Below are 17,567 nucleotides of genomic sequence, written 5' to 3'. Positions count from 1 at the left end.
CTGCTTTAGATTTGCCATCTTATTATATCCTGTCTAAATCCTACTGGCATCCCTGTCTCGGAAATCATCGGCTCCACTTTCACCCCCTGTGGGCGGATTCGAAGGATTATGGCTCCATGACGATCTGTCCTCCAAATACGAACTCCATGAGCTTTCAAACGGTCCACCACCTCAGGGGCCGGGTGACCAAAACGATTTTCCCTCCCAGCGGAGATGATCGCTTCCTGGGGACGGAGGGTCTCCAACCACTTCTCTCCGGTGGAGGTGCGGCTCCCATGGTGACCCACCTTTAAAACGTCGATTCGCGGCAGTTGCCAATGGTCCAAAATCTGCTGCTCCCCCCGTTCCTCCAGATCCCCGGGCAATAGGACGGAATGTCCGTAAGCTGTCAATAGAAGGACGACGGAAGCATCGTTATCCGATTCGGGTTTTGAATCTGTAAGCGGCGGATGAAGAACCTGCAAACGGATTCCCGGCTCCGGTTCCCACGATGTTCCCGGTTCCGATATGTAGACCGGGATTCCTTGTCGGAACAACCGTCCCAGCAATTTCTCTTCCAGATCGGTCCCCGGAGGCAACGGATTACGCAACACCTTCGCCACTGTCAACTCCTCCACCACTGCCTGCAACCCACCGATGTGGTCCGCATCTCCGTGAGTCATCACCATCCAATCCACCTGATGAATCCCACGATATTTCAAATAGGGGAGCAAAACTTCTCTCCCCACTTCAAACTCCTTCCGTCGCTTCTGCCAGGGTTCTTTTTGCCAAGGGAGTGTCCCGCCTCCGTCCACCAGAATCACCTGGCCACCGGGAGTTTCGATGAGAGTGGCATCCCCCTGCCCTACATCGATAAAAGTGATCCGCAGTTCCTGTTCGCCCCCGCCCCCTCCTGGAAGCGAACCGATCACCACCACGATGACGAGGATCCAGGACACTTTACCATGCCGGGCTCGCCTCAGCCCACCTCCACTCCAGGCCCAAAACAGATATAGGACAGTAGCGGTATATGCAGCCATCCACCACCCGGAAGGAGGAGACCAAGGGATGCGAAACCACGTCCAAGATGCCGGAAAGGCTAAGAAAGATTCCATCCCAGAGAGCAGCTTGGAGGCGACCCAGGCGGGCCAAAACCCGAAGTTGACATGAAGCATTCCCAGCCCGAGGGAAAGCATGCCCAGAGGAATAACCAAAGCGGTCATTACTGGAACAATGATTCCATTCACAGCAAAAGACAGCGTGGGAAACTCGTGAAAATGGTAGATTAGCAAGGGAAATGAGGCCACTTCAGCGATCAGTGTCACCGCCATCAGCTGATTGAAACGAGGCCAAGGGGTGGGAATTCGGTGGCTCAAGGGGCCTGTCGCCACCAGCAGAGCACCTGTGACCGCAAAGGAGAGTTGAAATCCCGGCTCCATCATTTGATATGGATTCCACCACAACATCACCAGTGCCGCCAGCCCGAAGAAAGACAGACTGTCCTTCCACCTGTTCAGGATCACCGCCAGCAATCCCATTCCGGCCATCACCGCCGCCCGGATCACCGGCGCACCCGCCCCGGTCAACAGCGCATAGAGAGGAAGAGACAGGAGGCAGACCCAGGAGGTCTTCTCCCTCGTCACCCCGCTCCATGTGAGGATTCCGTACAAACAACCCACGAACACCCCCACATGAAGTCCTGAAATCGCCAGCAGATGGACCAGGCCGAGGGAGCGAAAATCTTCCTCCATTTCCGGTGGAACCGCCTTTCGCTCCCCGAGAAGCATCCCCTTCATCAATCCCGCATGATTCGAAGGGTAGAGATGATCCAATCGCTCTTCCAACCGCTCCCGCAACCGATCCAATTGCCCCCGAAAGGAGAATTCCTCAGACACGATACGAAGATCTCGGAGATTTCCTTCTCCTAACAGATGAATTCCTTGTCGATGGAGATAGCCGCGATAATCAAAGGCTCCTGGATTGCGGGGAGGGTCCGGATGAGTCAACTGAGCAGGGGTCGTGATCTCCATTCCCCGCCCCAAACGGTGAGCCAGCTGTTTCTCTTGTGGATGGTGAAGGCGGAATTGAAACTGAATCCTCTCCCTTACTTTCAGCTCCTGCTGCCCCAGCCAGACCCGCTGACTGCGGACCACGAACCGTACCCGATCCCCGTCCACTGTTGCTGGACTGACTAACTTTCCCTGTACCACCCCTTGCACAGAGGAGTGGGGCGGTACAGGAAGTGGGGGGCGATGACCCTCCTCCACGCCTCGCAACTGAGCCGCCCCCAAAAAACATCCGGCCAAACAAAGAATCAGAACCCATCCCCGCATTCGCCAATAATACCAAATCCCCCCGAACAACAACACCGCCCCGCCCAGTCCTCCCCAAATCAGCCAACTCCCACCTCCCCATTGTCCCAGACCGATCCCAAGTGCCCATCCCAAAGCCAACACAAAGAAAGGCCGCTTCATCCAGTCACAACCCTTCAACATACGGATGAAGCATCATTTCTACAAAATATGACATTTTCCCTTTTTTATAGAAATTTAGGGCGTAAAAAAACCCTCGTCTCGGCGACGAGGGTTCCGTTTCATTCTCCATCTGCTGCGGGTGGGGCCTCTTCTTCACCTGGAGGAGAAGCGGGATTTTCCGCTTGTCCATTCCCGTTGTCTCCTGCATTTTCAGGAGGATCATTCTGTGGAGCTTCCCGCGACTGATTTTTCGGCTCTTCCTGTTTCCCCTTATCTTCTTTCTTCTCCTCTTTCTTTACCCGATTACATTCATAGCATTTGAAGGGATATGCCGGCTGGGAGGGGAAGCCCTCACCGCTGATCAGCTTGGGATCGGTTTTGACCGCCGCCCGGAACAGATTGATCCAGACATATCTGGCCCGTTTGTCGTCGAGAATCCTTTTGGGATAATCATAACCGGTCCAGACTCCCAAAGCCACATCCGGCGTATATCCCATAAACCAAACATCCTTGGTGGAGTTGGTCGTTCCCGTTTTCCCCGCCAGTTGGTATCCCGGAAAGTTTCTGCCAACCAAGGTACCGGTTCCTTTCCGGACCACATCCTTCAGCATATCTGTCGTCCAATAGGCCGCCTTGGGGGAGAGTACCTGCACGGGTTTGTTCTTGTGCTCATAAATCACTTTTCCATTGGGATCCTCGATCTTGCTGACCATGTACGGTTCGTTGAATTTCCCTTGATTCCCCAGCATAGCGTAGCCCGCCGTCATCCGTTGCACATCAAAGCCGTAGGTGAACCCGCCGATGGAGGAAGCTTCACCGTCATGCTCATGGACGGGGAAATTCATCTTGCGCAGATATTCAAATGCCGTCTGGGCACCGACGGAGCGAAAGGTTTTAATCGCTGGCATGTTGATGGACTTTGCCAAGGCATCACGGGCCGTCATGGCACCGTCATACCGATGAGTATAGTTTTGATACGTCTTGCCTCCCCCGGCGTTCAACGGTTCGTCGATGATGACCGAGTCAGGGGAGATCACTCCCCGGTCCAGAGCGGGACCGAAGTCTAAGAGCGGTTTAATGGACGAGCCCGGTTGCCGCTGCATGTCCAGGGCGTGGTTTTTCTGGTTCTTGTTATAATCCCGACCCCCGACAAAAGCCAAGGTACTGCCGGTCTTGACATCGAGCAGAACCGCACCCACCTCTTCTTTGCTGTCAGCGTAGGAAGTGTTCCGGGCCGCTTCGTTCATCGCTTTATACAAGTTTTCATCCAGGGTGGTGGTAATCTTATAACCGCCAGTCAACACTTTCTGTTGGTATTGATCCAGCGTATCCCGGTATTTCCCCTGTTTGCTCAGTTGGGCGGCGTCCTTGCCATCCACACTCATCAAAACCTTGGCCGCTTCTTCCTCCACCGCCATGGTGATCGCAGGATACTTGCGGAAGGCGATTGCGGTGTCATCCTTGACCTTGATCTCGCTCTTCACGTTGTAGGCGGCTGCTTTCCGGTATTCCTCTTCAGAGATCTTGCCGTTATCCTTCATATTGCGAAGAACCTGTTTCATCCGGTTCTGGCCGTTTTTCAGATTTTCATCGCCCCGGAACGGATTGTATGCATTGGGGCGCTGCACCATACCTGCAATATAAGCGGCTTGGGGTAGGTTGAGATCCTTCGCATCCACATCAAAGATTCCCTTTGCCGCTGCCTGAACTCCCAACATATTGCGGCCGCTGACGTTTTTCCCGAAGTAAACGCTGTTGAGATAAGCGTTCATAATATCTTCTTTACTAAACAATCGTTCCATCCGCATCGCCAGGAAAATTTCCTTGGCTTTACGGTCCATGGTTCGTTGTTTATAATCCAAAAACAGATTTTTGACCAACTGCTGGGTGAGCGTACTTCCCCCGGTCTGTATATCCGCTCCGGTGGCCATCTGATATCCGGCCCGGAACAGCGACTTGGGGACGACCCCTTTGTGCGTATAAAACTCCCGGTCTTCGGTGGAGATCAAAGCGTCGGTCAGGTACGGACTCACTTCTTTCGCCGTTACCACTTTCCGGTCTTCCCCCCCACTCAGCTTCCCGATGGGGGTCCCATCACGAAAAAAAGCGTGACTGGTCTGAGTCCAACTCGTAATCTTCACCTTGATATCATCTTTATCTCGAACCGGCTCATCCTTGACCAAGGACGCCACATAACCTGCGGTAGCTCCTACTGTGGCCACGCTTCCCACAACAATGATTGTGATCAGTACCAAAGATGTGAAAAGAACGCCTTTCCATACTTTTCCCATGTTTCTAGCGGGCTTGCCCGCTGATGATTGCTCCTGCTTTCTGTCCAACTGGGTTTGATCCTGCCTCGCCACCGCTCAACCCTCCTTCGATACTGAGAAATATTGTATCATATGTAGGAAATTCCGGAGAGATGGCCGTAGCAAAAATGTGAACCCAAAATGATCCAGTCACCATCCCCCCCATTTCGCCACCGGACTTTGTCTTTGTTATCCTACCATATCAATTCATAGGATAGAATCCGGCTTCAGTAGTATAATGAGGGCGAGTGGATATAACCATCGGAAAGGGTCTGATTTTTCCCTCTGTTGATTTACAGGCATCGGGAAAGGTGGATCTGTCGTTTCACCAGCCTCTGTTACCGGCGGTTGCTATAATTGTATCTCTACAGAAAAAAAGATTGCGGCAAGGGTGACTCCGGTGTTAGCATAAATAGGATATTTACGACCTCGTCGCGCAACCCGCCTGGTTTCGATCCCGAGGGGAGATTTCGGCCCGGCGGACTCCTCCGGGGTACGTGTCGGTTTAGCGGTCAGATCACCACTTGAACGAGAGGAGGCCATGCGCCTTGTTCCGCCGCCTGATCGAGATTGTCACCATCACTGTGATGTCCGCCTTGATCGGTTTTGCCTTCAATATGTTTCTGTTGCCCCAGGAAATTCTGAGCGGAGGGGTGTCCGGGATCGCCATGATCTTGGGTTTACGCACCCCTCTCAACACGGGAATCATCATTTTCCTGATCAATATCCCGATTCTCCTGCTGGGCTATTTCCGACTGGGTCAAAGGTTTATCGCCTACAGTCTGTTATCGGTGGGAGTCACCTCCATCAGCATGCAGTGGATTCCGGTGAGAGGAATCGCCGACGACCCCATTCTCTGCTCCGTTTTCGGAGGTGTCGTCGTAGGTGTAGCTACGGGTCTGATCTTTCGTTCCGGTGCCTCTACAGGCGGGTTCGACATTATCGGGATGGTGATAAACCAGAAAAAAGAATTCCCTCTCGGCGAACTGATCTTCGGCATGAATGCCGTCGTCGTCTTTATCTCCGGCTTTATTTTCGATTGGGAACGGGCTCTGTACACGATGATTTCCATCTTTGCCTCCGGTAAGTTGATCGACGCCGTCCACACCCGACATGTCAAACTGACCTTGATGATCATCAGCAGCAAGGGAGATGCCATCAAGAAAAAGCTGTTGGCCAACTTTGTCCGGGGGGTGACGGTGATCGATGCAGAAGGGGCTTATACATTGGAAAAACGGAAGGTCCTTTTCACTGTGATCACCCGCTATGAGCTAGAGGATGTGAAGCGAGTCATCCGGGGAACCGACCCCCAAGCCTTTGTCAATATCACCCAGACGATGGATGTGATGGGTTATTTCCGTCGCACATGATCCATCACGACAACAGCCCGCTGAATCTGTTCAGCGGGCTGTTTCAATATCAGGAAATAAACGGATTGGCACCGGCCTCCTCTGTCCCCAGGGAGAAGAACCTAAACCACTTGGGCTGACTGGGTAACTCTCTTTTGCTTCCAAGCGGGCAGGCGAACCGGCACGACTTCATCGGCATAGATCAGACCCATCCCGTCCGTCACATAGACCCGTTGGTTGTTGTACTGATAGCTTTCCAGGATCTTCAGCTGGCTCACCTTGCCAAATGCCCCGATTAGAGAAAGCTCATCACCTGGTTGGAGTTGATCCAGAACTTCCCCGGATTTCGTACCACCGAATACGTATTTTCCTCTGTATTTTTTCATGTTGGATGAAAACCTCCATTTGAAATAAATATTTCGAAAATTAACCCCAAAAATGTGGTGATATTTTCATCTGTTTTTATTTTAATATACATTCTCCCCTTTGCCCCGCCTTTTATTTGAATATTTATTGAACGATTGCAATATAGACACACCAAAAACGGAAGCTGATTTTCCGCACTGTATCAGCTTCCGTTTAATTCTTTTCCAGCTTCAGATCCGCGGCAGGGTGATGCCACTCTGATTTTGATATTTTCCCTGTTTCGCCTTGTAGGAGACTTCACAGGTTTCATCACTTTCGAAGAACAGCACCTGGCACAACCCCTCATTGGCATAGATTTTGGCCGGTAGCGGGGTAGTATTGGAAATCTCCAGGGTGACATGCCCTTCCCAGCCCGGCTCAAAGGGGGTCACATTGGTAATGATCCCACAGCGCGCATAGGTGGATTTGCCCACGCAAACCGCCAGCACATTCTCCGGAATGCGGAAATATTCGACAGAGGTAGCCAAAGCGAAGGAGTTGGGTGGAATGATACAGACATCCCCTTTATAGTCCACAAAGGAATCGGCACTGATCTCCTTTGGGTCGATCACAGGCATCAGGGCATTGTGAAAAATCTTGAATTCATCTCCCACGCGCAGGTCATAACCGTAACTGGACAAGCCGAAGCTGATCGCTTCCCCTTTTCCCACATTCCTATCGATAAAGGGCTCGATCATCTCCGCCTCGGTTGCCATTTTGCGAATCCATTTATCGGATTTAATCGTCATGAGTACGGATGCTCCCTTTCCTATTCTGATTCCCCTCTATTTTACATGATTTTGGAACAGACCAAAACCGCCCGGATCCGATTTGGATGGGCGGTAATTTCAGGGCAGGGATACGGCCTCTCTTATCCCGCTTTATCAACGGCCTGGATGTCAGGAAGAGTTACTGAATGGAAGCTCGCCATTCCATCCCCACGGAAGCAATCCGCCCTCCGCGAATGGCTTGATCCAGGTCCTCCAGCAGATCGCTGGGGTCTTCCAGCCCCACAGATAAGCGAAGCAGACCATCGGTAACTCCTCGCTTCAACCTTTCTTCTCGTGATATGGCGGCATGGGACATCTGAGCCGGCCAAGAGAGAATGCTTTCCACCGCTCCCAGACTGACCGCGACCAACGGCAACTGAACACGTGATAAAACCCTTCGCACCAATCCTTCGCTCCCCAAGTCGAAGGACAGGACTGCTCCATGGCCGTCAGCCTGCGCCGCCTGCAAGCAATGTCCCGGATGATTTTCCAACCCGGTGTAATAAACGCGGCGTATCTCTGGAATCCTCTCCAGCTCCCGGGCGATCCGGTCCGCAGCGGTTTGTGCCGCCATCATCCGCGCAGTCAGTGTTTTCAGTCCGCGCAGGGTGAGCCAGGAATCCTGCACTCCCAGGATCGAACCCAGGGTATTTTGCAGAAATGCGATATGTTCAGCCACTTCTTTCTCTTTTACCACCACCGCCCCTGCAACCACATCACTGTGTCCAGAGATAAACTTCGTGGCACTGTGGATGACCAGATCCGCCCCCCATTCCAGCGGACGCTGGAGGCAAGGCGTCAGAAAGGTGTTATCCACCAGGGTCAGTAACCCATGGGCCTTGGCCAAGCGAGTGACTCTGCCGAGATCAGTCACTTTGAGGGTGGGGTTGGAAGGGGTTTCGATGTAGATTCCCCGAGTATCGGGCCGGATCGCCGCCTCCACCTGATCCAGATCGGTGGTATCCACAAAATCCGCCCGGATGCCCAGCCGGGGGAGCACCTCGGTCAGTAAGCGATAGGTTCCCCCATACAAGTCTTGGGAGACGATCAAGCGGTCCCCTTTGGAAAACAGAAGAAGAGCCGTGGAGATGGCAGCCATTCCCGAGGCGAAGGCAAACCCTTGACACCCTCCCTCCAATTCCGCCAAGGTCTTTTCCAAGGCATAACGGGTGGGATTTCCGGAGCGTCCGTAATCATAAGGACCCGGATGATCTAAATCGGATTGATGGAATGTGGACGCTTGATATAGAGGAATGCTGGCCGCCCCGGTGCTGGGGTCGACTTCATTTCCATTGTGCAGAAGCCGGGTTGCAAATTTCATCCCACTCTCCTCCTCTCATTCCGTTCATACTACCGCTCGGGCGTAATTTAAAGCATGGGACAGATCTCCGATGAGATCTTCCAAATGTTCGATTCCGACAGACATCCTCAACAGACGATCGCAAACCCCTGTCCGTTTCCGCATCTCCTCCGGCAAGTCGGCGTGGGTCTGAGTAATGGGATAGGTGATCAGACTTTCCACTCCGCCGAGACTCTCGGCATAGGCGACCAACTCCAGATGGGACAGGAATGGGGACACCATTTCCTGTTGTTGCACGCGGAAGGAGAGCATCCCCCCATACCCTGTGGCCTGCTTTTCCTGCACCTGCCGCTCCTGAGGCGAGAAGGCCGGATAATAGACCCGGTCCACGGCAGGATGGGTAGACAGATACTGGGCAACGGCCAACGCATTTTCCTGATGTTTTTCCATCCGCAGCGCCAAGGTTTTCATTCCCCGCATCAACAGCCACGCTTCCTGTGGACCGAGCACCGCTCCTAGGGTATTCATCAGCTCATCCACACGCCCCGACAACTCAGGGCTGGCGGTAACAATCAGTCCCGCCAACACATCGTTATGACCCCCGAGATATTTGGTGGCACTGTGGACCACTACATCCGCACCCTTCAACAGCGGTTGTTGACCATATGGGGTCATAAAGGTGTTATCCACAATGGAGAGCCAACCTTGGTCTTGTGCCATTTGGCAGAGAGCCGCTAAATCCGTCACTCTCATCAAGGGGTTAGTCGGCGTCTCGATGAAGATACCCCGGGTTTGCGGGGTCACCGCCGCTTCCACCGCCTGTAAGTCCCGCAGATCCACATAGCTGAAGGAGAGGCCCAGATGCCTCCACACCCGCTCAAGCAAGCGATAAGTCCCACCGTACAAATCGAGGGAGACAATCAGGTGATCCCCCGGAGAAAACAACCCCATCACCGTCTGAACCGCCGCCATCCCCGAACTGCAGGCGAAGCCCGCATCTCCTCCCTCCAGTTCGGCAATCGCCTCTTCCAGCACCGACCGGGTGGGATTGGTGGTTCGAGTATAATCAAATCCAGTACTTCGCCCCGGTCCGGGATGTCGATAGGCTGTGGAGTGGTACACCGGAAAGCTGATCGCTCCCGTCTCCCGCTCCTGCTGGTTTCCAATCTGTGCGAGAATGGTCTCCTTGTGCATCCTTGATCCTCCCTTGCCACTACCGTTACAGATGAGAAGGAGTCTCCTTACACCTGTACAGGCTGCTGACTCTTTTTCAGGGCCTGCTCCAGATCGGCGATCAAGTCTTCCACGGCCTCAATGCCGACGGAAAGGCGGATTAATTCCGGATTGACTCCAGATACCCGCTGCTCCTCTTCTGTCAACTGCTGGTGAGTCGTGCTACCGGGATGAATCACAAGGGACTTGGCATCCCCCACATTGGCCAGATGGGAGAAGAGTTTCAAGCTTTCGATCAGACGACGCCCCGCTTCCACTCCCCCCTTGATGCCAAATGTAAATATGGCACCTTGACCCTTGGGCAGATATTTCTTCGCTTTTTCATAATCCGGATGCTTCGGCAGACCGGGATGACTCACCCACTCCACGGCCTCTTGATCCTGTAGCCAGCGAGCCAGTTGGAGGGCATTGGCACTGTGCCGCTCCATCCGCAAGTGGAGGGTCTCCAAACCTTGGAGCAACAGGAATGAATTAAAGGGGGAGAGTGAGGCTCCCAGATCCCGCAACAGCTGAACCCGAGCTTTGACGATGTAGGCCTGTTCCCCCAGAGCCTCTGTATAGGAGACCCCATGATAACTGGGATCCGGTTCCACCAATCCCGGGAATTTTCCGTTGCTCCAGTCGAATCGACCAGAATCGACGATCACGCCGCCGATCGATGTTCCATGCCCGCCGATAAATTTGGTGGCCGAATGAACGACGATATCCGCACCGAATTGGATCGGTTGCAACAGGTGGGGCGTGGCGAAAGTATTGTCGACAATCAATGGTACCCCTGCTTCATGAGCCACCTTTGCCACAGCCTCCAGGTCCAGTACATCTCCCTTGGGGTTTCCGATGGTTTCCCCAAAGATCGCTTTCGTCCGCTCCGTGATCGCCTGTTTGAAATTTTCCGGCTTCGATGGATCGACAAAATGTACTTGGATGCCTAATTTGGGTAAGGTGTGGTGAAATAGATTATAGGTCCCACCATACAGACTGCTAGACGCTACTACTTCATCCCCGGATCCGGCGATGTTCAGGATGGAATAGGTGATCGCCGCTTGACCGGAGCTGACTGCCAATGCCCCGACGCCCCCTTCCAGCGCTGCCACCCGCTGTTCAAACACATCCTGGGTCGGATTCATGATCCGTGTGTAGATATTTCCTGTTTCCGCCAGCGAAAAGAGATTGGCTGCATGCTCGGTGCTGTCAAAGGTGTACGAGGTGGTCTGGTAGATCGGCACTGCCCGGGCATGGGTGACAGGATCCGGCTCCTGTCCTGCATGGACCGCCAAGGTTTCAGGACGAAATGATTGCTCTTTTTCACTCATAACAATCGCCTCCTCAGGAAATTAAAAAACCTCTTCCCAGTCAGAGAAGAGGTTTTGTTCATACACAAAACAGACCCTTCTCTTATCTCTCAGCAGCCTCTGGGGCTCTGCAAGAATTGGCACCTTCCGGTCTGGGTGACTGGGGTTGCCGGGCTTCATCGGGCTCGTCCCTCCGCCTCTCTTGATAAGAGCGTCTTGCAAACATATGAGGTTATTCCAGTCTGAAAACTTGTGTTTTATTATACTGGGGGTTTCCCGGATCGTCAACAGCCAATTTCCATTTGTGAACGACGCCCTGTCCCCAAGCTCCGAAACCTGAGGATTTTGTACCGATTGGGTCAGTGAAGACCCTTTTCATCTCCCACTTCCATGGGGAGCTATGCATGATTACCAACGCCGGCCAATGTTTATCCGTTTTGCCGGAAAACCTTCTTCTCTCGGGGTCTTGATGATACACTAATATGGATCCCCGCCGCCCGGCACGGCGGCGAATTGAGTGTAGCCAAAGGAGGATTCCGATGTCGCGTAACCAGGAATTGATCCATCTCACTGACAAATACGGAGCCCGAAACTACCATCCGCTCCCCATCGTCATCTCCGAAGGGGAAGGGGTATGGGTGAAAGATGCCGACGGGAAGCGTTATATGGATATGCTGAGCGCCTATTCCGCCCTGAATCACGGTCACCGCCACCCCAGACTGATCCAGGCATTAAAGGATCAAGCGGACCAGGTGACGCTCACCTCACGTGCATTCCACAATGACCAACTGGGATTGTTTTATGAAAAAGTAGCCCGACTCACAGGCAAAGAGCGGGTCTTGCCGATGAATACCGGTGCGGAGGCTGTTGAAACCGCTGTCAAGGCTGTCCGTCGCTGGGCCTACGATGTAAAGAAGGTGCCTGAAAACCAGGCGGAAATCATCGCCTGCGAGGAAAACTTTCACGGCCGCACCATGACTGCCGTCTCCCTGTCCTCCAGTGAGGAATATCAACGGGGTTTCGGACCGATGCTGCCGGGGATCAAGATCGTCCCCTATGGCGACACCGAAGCCCTGAGACAAGCGATCACTCCCAACACCGCCGCCTTTTTGGTGGAGCCGATCCAAGGGGAGGCCGGCGTGATCGTGCCCCCGGAGAACTATCTCAAGGAAGCCGCCGCTCTCTGTCAAGAGAACAACGTCCTCTTCGTCGCCGACGAGATCCAGACCGGCTTTGGACGGACGGGTCAGCTCTTCGCCTGTGACTGGGAAGAGGTGAAACCGGACATGTACATTCTGGGGAAAGCCCTCGGCGGGGGCGTCATGCCCATCTCCGCCGTCGCCGCCGATGAGAAGATCCTCGGCCTGTTTGAACCCGGATCCCATGGTTCCACCTTCGGCGGAAACCCCTTGGCCTGCGCCGTCTCCGTGGCCGCCATGGATGTCCTGGAAGAGGAGAACCTGGTCCAACGCTCCCGAGAATGGGGAGAGTATTTCATGGCTGAACTGAAAAGGATTCAAAATTCGGCCATCAAAGAAGTGCGGGGCAAAGGACTTTTCATCGGAATGGAATTGTATGAGTCCGCCCGTCCTTACTGCGAACGGCTGGCGGAAGCTGGCCTTCTCTGCAAAGAGACCCACGAGAATACCATCCGTTTTGCCCCGCCGCTGACGATCACGCAAGAGGAGCTGGACTGGGCCCTCGGTCACATCCGCTCCGTTCTCGCGAAGACCTCCTGATCCATCCAAGCCCCGCCGGGGGCTTTTTTTATATTTGGAAAATCAGAAAGATCCAGGTCATCCCCAGAACGATTCCATTCAATACCCGGTTGAAGACCGCCCTCCTCTTCGACCCGGTGAGATCCAGTGCCCAATGTCGCCTGGACATCCGGGACGCCAAGGCTAAGCTCCCGGTTGGCAACATGCGGGAGAAACCGTAGAGGGCTCCCATCAGGATTCCTGTGAGGGGATCTAGGAAAAACCCGGTGAAAAGGTATAAGATATAAAAACTGATATGGGGAATATAAGTGAAAATTCCCGCCCCTAGGATCCAGCCCCACACCATCAAATCCCGTCCGTCCCCGCGATTAACCCAGGTGGAGGGAATTTGCCAGTGATGCTGTGGAACTTTCAGCGAGATGACTCCCCCTTCATGCAGAGTGTAAAGAAGGACTAGACTGGAGAGGATCATCGTTTTTAAAGGTATAGGTAAAAGAGATCCGAGCAGAAAGAAAAAAATCGTATACAAAAAACCGAACACAGCACCTGAACCCATCAGCGAAGCAGTGTAAATCAGGATTTTTTTGCTGAAGACACCGATGGAATCCCTCCCACCGGGAGGTTGGACCGCCAGGGTCACGTTCCTCCCTCAAGCGGTGGACCAAGTGGTGATTCCGGCGATCCACGCCAGGGAGGCCGCCACTCCTCCCGCGGTGAGCCACTGGGAAAAATCCATCATCCTTTCACCTCCTATAAATTTACTGCATACCGTTGGGGACAGCCCAACTGCAACCACAATCCGTGGGATGCTGAATCGAAGGGTCACTTTCCGCAGTGCAATCGCAACAGACCAGGGTCACTGTGGAAGAAGTCTCGCACCAACAACCGGTTTGATTCCACCAAGCATAGGAGACTTGATACCCTGCCGGACACTTGCTATTACCGCTAGCATCGGGGCAACCCCCACAAAAACGGCCGTAGGGGGGATGGCAACGATCTCCCGGTCGGCTGACTTCACACCAACGAGGGGAGACCGCCAAGGTATAAAAGGGCCACATGGAAAATTTCATTAAGGACTGAAAAGCACTCGCCGTCATCACTTTCCACTCTTCTTTTCCGCTCACAGATCTGGCGATTTTCTCTGCCAATCTACGAACTTTTTCCCCTCTTTGCACCCTCTTCTCTCCCTTCTTTACACGGCCACCGATTCACTCTCCAGATAAGAGATCAAGTGGTCAATATGTCCCGTGTCATTACAGAGCCCTTTGCCCCGTACCACACCCCCTTCATCCATGATTAAGGCGAAAGGAGTCACCCGCACCCGATATTCCCCCAGGATGCCTTGATCCTCATCAAAGAGCACCTCTCCTTCCAAAGCCTGTTCCTGCAAAATTTTCTCCGATGAGGGTCGGTCCCCGACGAGGATGGCACGAAAATGGATTGCTCGGTGTTGATGAACCGCCTGATTCCAATCCGGAATTAAATCGATACAAACCTTGCAGGCCGGGCTGAGAAAGGCCAGGAGCACCGGCTTGGCTCCCTGGGAGAGGACCGGTTGCCCGTTCCAAGTTTTGCGATGAGAGAGAGAGGGGGCTCGTTCCCCGATGGCAATTCCATCCCGGGCGATGCTTTCTCCCGTACTTAAATAGACTTCACCAAATTGGCGGAAAATGATGAACAGGGTAAACCCGATTAACAACACCGCTAACCACAACAAAATGTTGGAATACAACAACACTTCATTCACGGTCTTTCTCCTTTCTGCGGGTGTCGAAGTCTGGCCAGACTGTTTTGGTAAGAAATCCATATTTTTTGCGCCAACAGGGACAAAAGAAAAAGAATCGCACCACTGGTGAGCGGAAGGGCCCGAAGATCGATGCCCGCACCTGAGATTTGTCCCCCTAGCAGTACCATGCAGACCACCCCGAGAGACGCGATCTTGAGGAGCGTAAACCGATCCGCCTGGGCATCCATCCATTTCCCATAGCAACCGCAGGTGATTACTCGCCCGGAATGAATCACCGACCCTACAGCCCAGGCGAAAACCGACAACAATCCCACCAGGATCCATACTCCCCACACATGGGTTTGCCGGAACAGCAGAAAAACGACCGCCCCCATTTCCAAAAACGGCAACAGACAGGCGAAGATTCGGTCCCAGGGAGAGGACAGAACTTCATAGGCCTGGGTCACTTCTACGAAAGATCCCATGTGGCGCAACTTGGCGATCGCTGAAAACAAAAAAGTTAAAGCCAAATAAACCGTCAAGACACTATAAACCATGGCACCATCTTCCCCTGACTTATTGGAACTCGATCTCCAGGGTGTGGTAAATCCGGATCTGTGACGAGCCGGTCGGGACAGATCTGGCCTATCCCGGAGGGTACCGTCTTTTCTTAAATACTTGAATCCAGGGTGTTGATTAATCAAAATAGGCGGCGAAGGGAGTCGTGTGCTGCTATAGCGAGATCTGGGAGCGGTAGTGACCCTGGCGAGACTTGCGCCTTATGGGTGCAAAGCGACCTTTGCGCCAAGGTACTCTAATCTGATAGGCTGAAGCCCTGAATTAAAAGGTAGCACCACAGGCACTACAATTTAAAAGAGCTGAAGCTCTAGATTAAGGAAGCCATCCTACCTAGCGGAGAAGTTTTACGAAAGGGCATTTTAGGAGCAACATTCATCCTTGTGTTGCTGACCTCCCGGCTTTGCCCCTGCCCGATGGTAGATTCGAAGTGAACCGTCACCACCTCCTTGTAGGATGGCATCGAGCCTGGGCGAACACGACCTCTCCCACCTAAAATATAGCTAATCAACACGCCTGATCTTGCTTTTCCACACCCCAGGATAAAACCCTCTTAATGCAGACTATGGCCCGGCCCAGCCATTGGTGACATCCGATTAAAACAACGCGTAAAATTAAAGCCCATTTTGCAAAAGGGGGATTCCATGAGTTCCATTTGGCAAGCCTTTGCCATCTTGACAGTAGGGTATATTCTGATCTGGATCGCTGGGAAGAAGGTGGCTTCGGAGATGACCGGACTGGAACTGATCACCCTCCTGGGAATGGCATCGATGATCGGTTATGCAGTTCCGTGCAGAAGACCGCCATCGTGCTATGCATCTTCGACTGCCTGTTGGTCATGTGTTATTCCTGAGGAGAGACACTGTGGTCATCAAAAACGGGGAACTCCAAGAAAACCTGAAAAGATACGGATGTCCGTTGATCAGTTAGAAGGGCGGATGAGAAGTAAGGGGATTCATTCCTTCGCCGATGTAAAAACCGGCACGATCGAGGTGAACGGGGAGTTTGGTTATGAGTGAATGCGTCATGCCCAACCGGTAACCATCGGAGACTTGGAAAAGATATGGATGGTGCCAAAGGAGACCTCCCCAAACCAACAACGAGACAACATATTCACTGAGGTAAGGGAACACGGCCATCGAAAGGAAATCTCCCCCAAATCGGATTGATCCTACACCTTCATCACCAGGGAACGATCCACCTCCCGGATCGAACCGCGTCCGGAAATCCCCAATTGCAACTCGGTTTCCGCAATCAGATTTTCAAGGACCGACTCTACCCCCTTCTGACCTGCCACAGCCAAGGCATAAGCGAAGGGACGACCGATCAGGGTGGCAGTAGCCCCGAGGGAGATGGCTTTCAGGATATCCGCCCCTCGGCGAACACCGCTGTCCAGAATCACGGGGACCTTTTCTCGGACCGCTTCACAGATGGAAGGCAGGACTTCCAGAGTCGCCACGGCTCCGTCCAGTTGCCGCCCTCCATGATTGGAGACGATGATTCCATCCACGCCGTGCTCCACGGCCAACACCGCATCATCTGGATGCGTCACTCCCTTGAGCCAAACAGGCAAGGGAGTTTGTTGCTTAATCCACTCCAATTCTTTCCACGTGAAGTGGGTGTTGTTTCCTTCATCCAGCGCTTTCTTGGCTGCTGCCCTCAGATTTTTCTCCGGAGGCTCCTCCAGATCCGCAAGGAAAACGGGATCGCTGAAGTAGTTCCCCATGCCATGTCCGCTCAGAAAGGGGAGGTAAACATTGGTAAGATCTGTCTCCCGCCATCCGAGTAAGGTGGAATCCACCGTCACTACGATGGCAGAGTACCCAGCGGCTTCTGCCCGTTGCAAAAAACTTTGGCTCAATTCACTATTGATCGGTGGATACAGTTGAAACCACCGCAGCGCATCTCCCATCGCTTCCGCCACTTCTTCCATGGATCGGGTGGAGACGTTGCTCAGGATGTATGGAACCCCCAGTTTGGCCGCTGCCTGGGCCACTGCCAACTCTGCATCGGGGTGGAGAATGGAGAGAACCCCGATCGGAGCCAGCATAAAGGGAAAGGGGACCTGCTTCCCCAGTAACTTGACGGAAAGGTCACGCTGGGTGGTATCACAACAGATCCGCGGCCGGATCCGATAGTTTTGGAATGCATCGGTATTGGCACGCAGGGTGTCCCCTGCTCCTGCTCCACCATATACATAGCCGAAGGGACCGGTCGCCAGCTTTTTCCTCGCCCGTTCCTCCCACTCCTCCAAGGATACCGGCAAAGCTTGGGCTCCTTGATCCCCGCTTTCATAGTATCTCATCTGAATCTCTTCACCGTTGACGATCAACATGAATCCCCCCGAAGAATGAAGTTCAAATCTATTGTTCCAAAGAAGCACTTTTTTATTTTCCTTCAGGCGTATTGATTAGACAAGAAATGGATTACATAAAT

General features: G+C 53.2%; 15 protein-coding genes and 1 riboswitch. Of the genes, 3 read left to right on the top strand and 12 right to left on the bottom strand.

What is annotated here, in order from left to right; genetic code table 11:
- Positions 1 to 5 precede the first annotated feature (5 nt).
- Together JOD24_RS01360 and JOD24_RS01355 are read right to left on the bottom strand one after the other, a co-directional pair.
- Positions 6 to 2,453, bottom strand: a complete 2,448-nt coding sequence (locus JOD24_RS01360) for a DNA internalization-related competence protein ComEC/Rec2 (RefSeq protein ID WP_429246177.1) — start codon at positions 2,451 to 2,453, stop codon at positions 6 to 8.
- Positions 2,454 to 2,572: 119 nt separating this feature from the next.
- Entirely contained in the window at positions 2,573 to 4,816 is a 2,244-nt protein-coding gene (locus JOD24_RS01355; RefSeq protein ID WP_429246176.1) for a transglycosylase domain-containing protein, read from the bottom strand.
- A gap of 506 nt (positions 4,817 to 5,322) precedes the next feature.
- Here JOD24_RS01355 and JOD24_RS01350 point away from each other — a divergent pair.
- On the top strand, positions 5,323 to 6,132 hold the full coding sequence (locus JOD24_RS01350) for a YitT family protein (protein WP_380162636.1): 810 nt from the start codon (positions 5,323 to 5,325) through the stop codon (positions 6,130 to 6,132).
- 101 nt (positions 6,133 to 6,233) lie between these two features.
- On the opposite strand, the gene JOD24_RS01345 is transcribed toward JOD24_RS01350, so the two are convergent.
- The 5 genes from JOD24_RS01345 to JOD24_RS01325 all read right to left on the bottom strand — a co-directional run bounded on the left by JOD24_RS01345 (position 6,234) and on the right by JOD24_RS01325 (position 11,132).
- Positions 6,234 to 6,497: a hypothetical protein gene (locus JOD24_RS01345; RefSeq protein ID WP_380162527.1), complete on the bottom strand. Its 264-nt coding sequence runs from the start codon at positions 6,495 to 6,497 to the stop codon at positions 6,234 to 6,236.
- A 210-nt stretch (positions 6,498 to 6,707) separates the two neighbouring features.
- Positions 6,708 to 7,265 (bottom strand): dCTP deaminase, encoded by a 558-nt coding sequence (dcd, locus tag JOD24_RS01340; protein ID WP_380162525.1) that lies wholly within the window; start codon positions 7,263 to 7,265, stop codon positions 6,708 to 6,710.
- Between the two features lie 160 nt (positions 7,266 to 7,425).
- Positions 7,426 to 8,607 carry an aminotransferase class I/II-fold pyridoxal phosphate-dependent enzyme gene (locus tag JOD24_RS01335; protein WP_380162523.1) on the bottom strand — a complete coding sequence of 394 codons (1,182 nt, stop codon included), beginning with the start codon at positions 8,605 to 8,607 and terminating at the stop codon, positions 7,426 to 7,428.
- A 24-nt stretch (positions 8,608 to 8,631) separates the two neighbouring features.
- Positions 8,632 to 9,780 (bottom strand): aminotransferase class I/II-fold pyridoxal phosphate-dependent enzyme, encoded by a 1,149-nt coding sequence (locus tag JOD24_RS01330; RefSeq protein WP_429246175.1) that lies wholly within the window; start codon positions 9,778 to 9,780, stop codon positions 8,632 to 8,634.
- 47 nt (positions 9,781 to 9,827) lie between these two features.
- Entirely contained in the window at positions 9,828 to 11,132 is a 1,305-nt protein-coding gene (locus JOD24_RS01325) for a homocysteine synthase (protein WP_429246174.1), read from the bottom strand.
- 79 nt (positions 11,133 to 11,211) lie between these two features.
- Positions 11,212 to 11,323: riboswitch (SAM riboswitch) on the bottom strand.
- A 327-nt stretch (positions 11,324 to 11,650) separates the two neighbouring features.
- On the opposite strand from JOD24_RS01325, the gene JOD24_RS01320 reads away from it, so the two are divergent.
- Complete coding sequence (locus JOD24_RS01320; protein ID WP_429246173.1) at positions 11,651 to 12,850, top strand: ornithine--oxo-acid transaminase; 1,200 nt, start codon at positions 11,651 to 11,653, stop codon at positions 12,848 to 12,850.
- A 28-nt stretch (positions 12,851 to 12,878) separates the two neighbouring features.
- Here the strand turns inward: JOD24_RS01320 and JOD24_RS01315 are convergent, their stop codons facing one another.
- The 4 genes from JOD24_RS01315 to JOD24_RS01300 form a co-directional block, all read right to left on the bottom strand.
- Positions 12,879 to 13,469, bottom strand: a complete 591-nt coding sequence (locus JOD24_RS01315; protein WP_380162515.1) for a hypothetical protein — start codon at positions 13,467 to 13,469, stop codon at positions 12,879 to 12,881.
- 118 nt (positions 13,470 to 13,587) lie between these two features.
- Positions 13,588 to 14,004, bottom strand: coding sequence for a hypothetical protein (locus tag JOD24_RS01310; RefSeq protein ID WP_380162513.1), 417 nt, complete (start codon positions 14,002 to 14,004; stop codon positions 13,588 to 13,590).
- 17 nt (positions 14,005 to 14,021) lie between these two features.
- Complete coding sequence (locus tag JOD24_RS01305; protein ID WP_380162511.1) at positions 14,022 to 14,576, bottom strand: TlpA family protein disulfide reductase; 555 nt, start codon at positions 14,574 to 14,576, stop codon at positions 14,022 to 14,024.
- Positions 14,573 to 15,112, bottom strand: coding sequence for a MauE/DoxX family redox-associated membrane protein (locus tag JOD24_RS01300; protein ID WP_380162509.1), 540 nt, complete (start codon positions 15,110 to 15,112; stop codon positions 14,573 to 14,575). Before JOD24_RS01300 ends, JOD24_RS01305 begins: the two co-directional genes overlap by 4 nt.
- A 663-nt stretch (positions 15,113 to 15,775) precedes the next feature.
- On the opposite strand from JOD24_RS01300, the gene JOD24_RS01295 reads away from it, so the two are divergent.
- Entirely contained in the window at positions 15,776 to 16,150 is a 375-nt protein-coding gene (locus tag JOD24_RS01295) for a YetF domain-containing protein (RefSeq protein WP_429246172.1), read from the top strand.
- A 152-nt stretch (positions 16,151 to 16,302) separates the two neighbouring features.
- On the opposite strand, the gene JOD24_RS01290 is transcribed toward JOD24_RS01295, so the two are convergent.
- Complete coding sequence (locus JOD24_RS01290; protein ID WP_429246171.1) at positions 16,303 to 17,463, bottom strand: alpha-hydroxy-acid oxidizing protein; 1,161 nt, start codon at positions 17,461 to 17,463, stop codon at positions 16,303 to 16,305.
- Positions 17,464 to 17,567 lie beyond the last annotated feature (104 nt).

This window comes from Kroppenstedtia sanguinis, assembly GCF_050433445.1.
GTDB classification, from domain to species: Bacteria; Bacillota; Bacilli; order Thermoactinomycetales; family DSM-45169; genus Kroppenstedtia; species Kroppenstedtia sanguinis.
The sequence above is the reverse complement of the archived record's forward strand: the minus strand, read 5'-3'. Positions and strand labels throughout refer to the sequence as shown.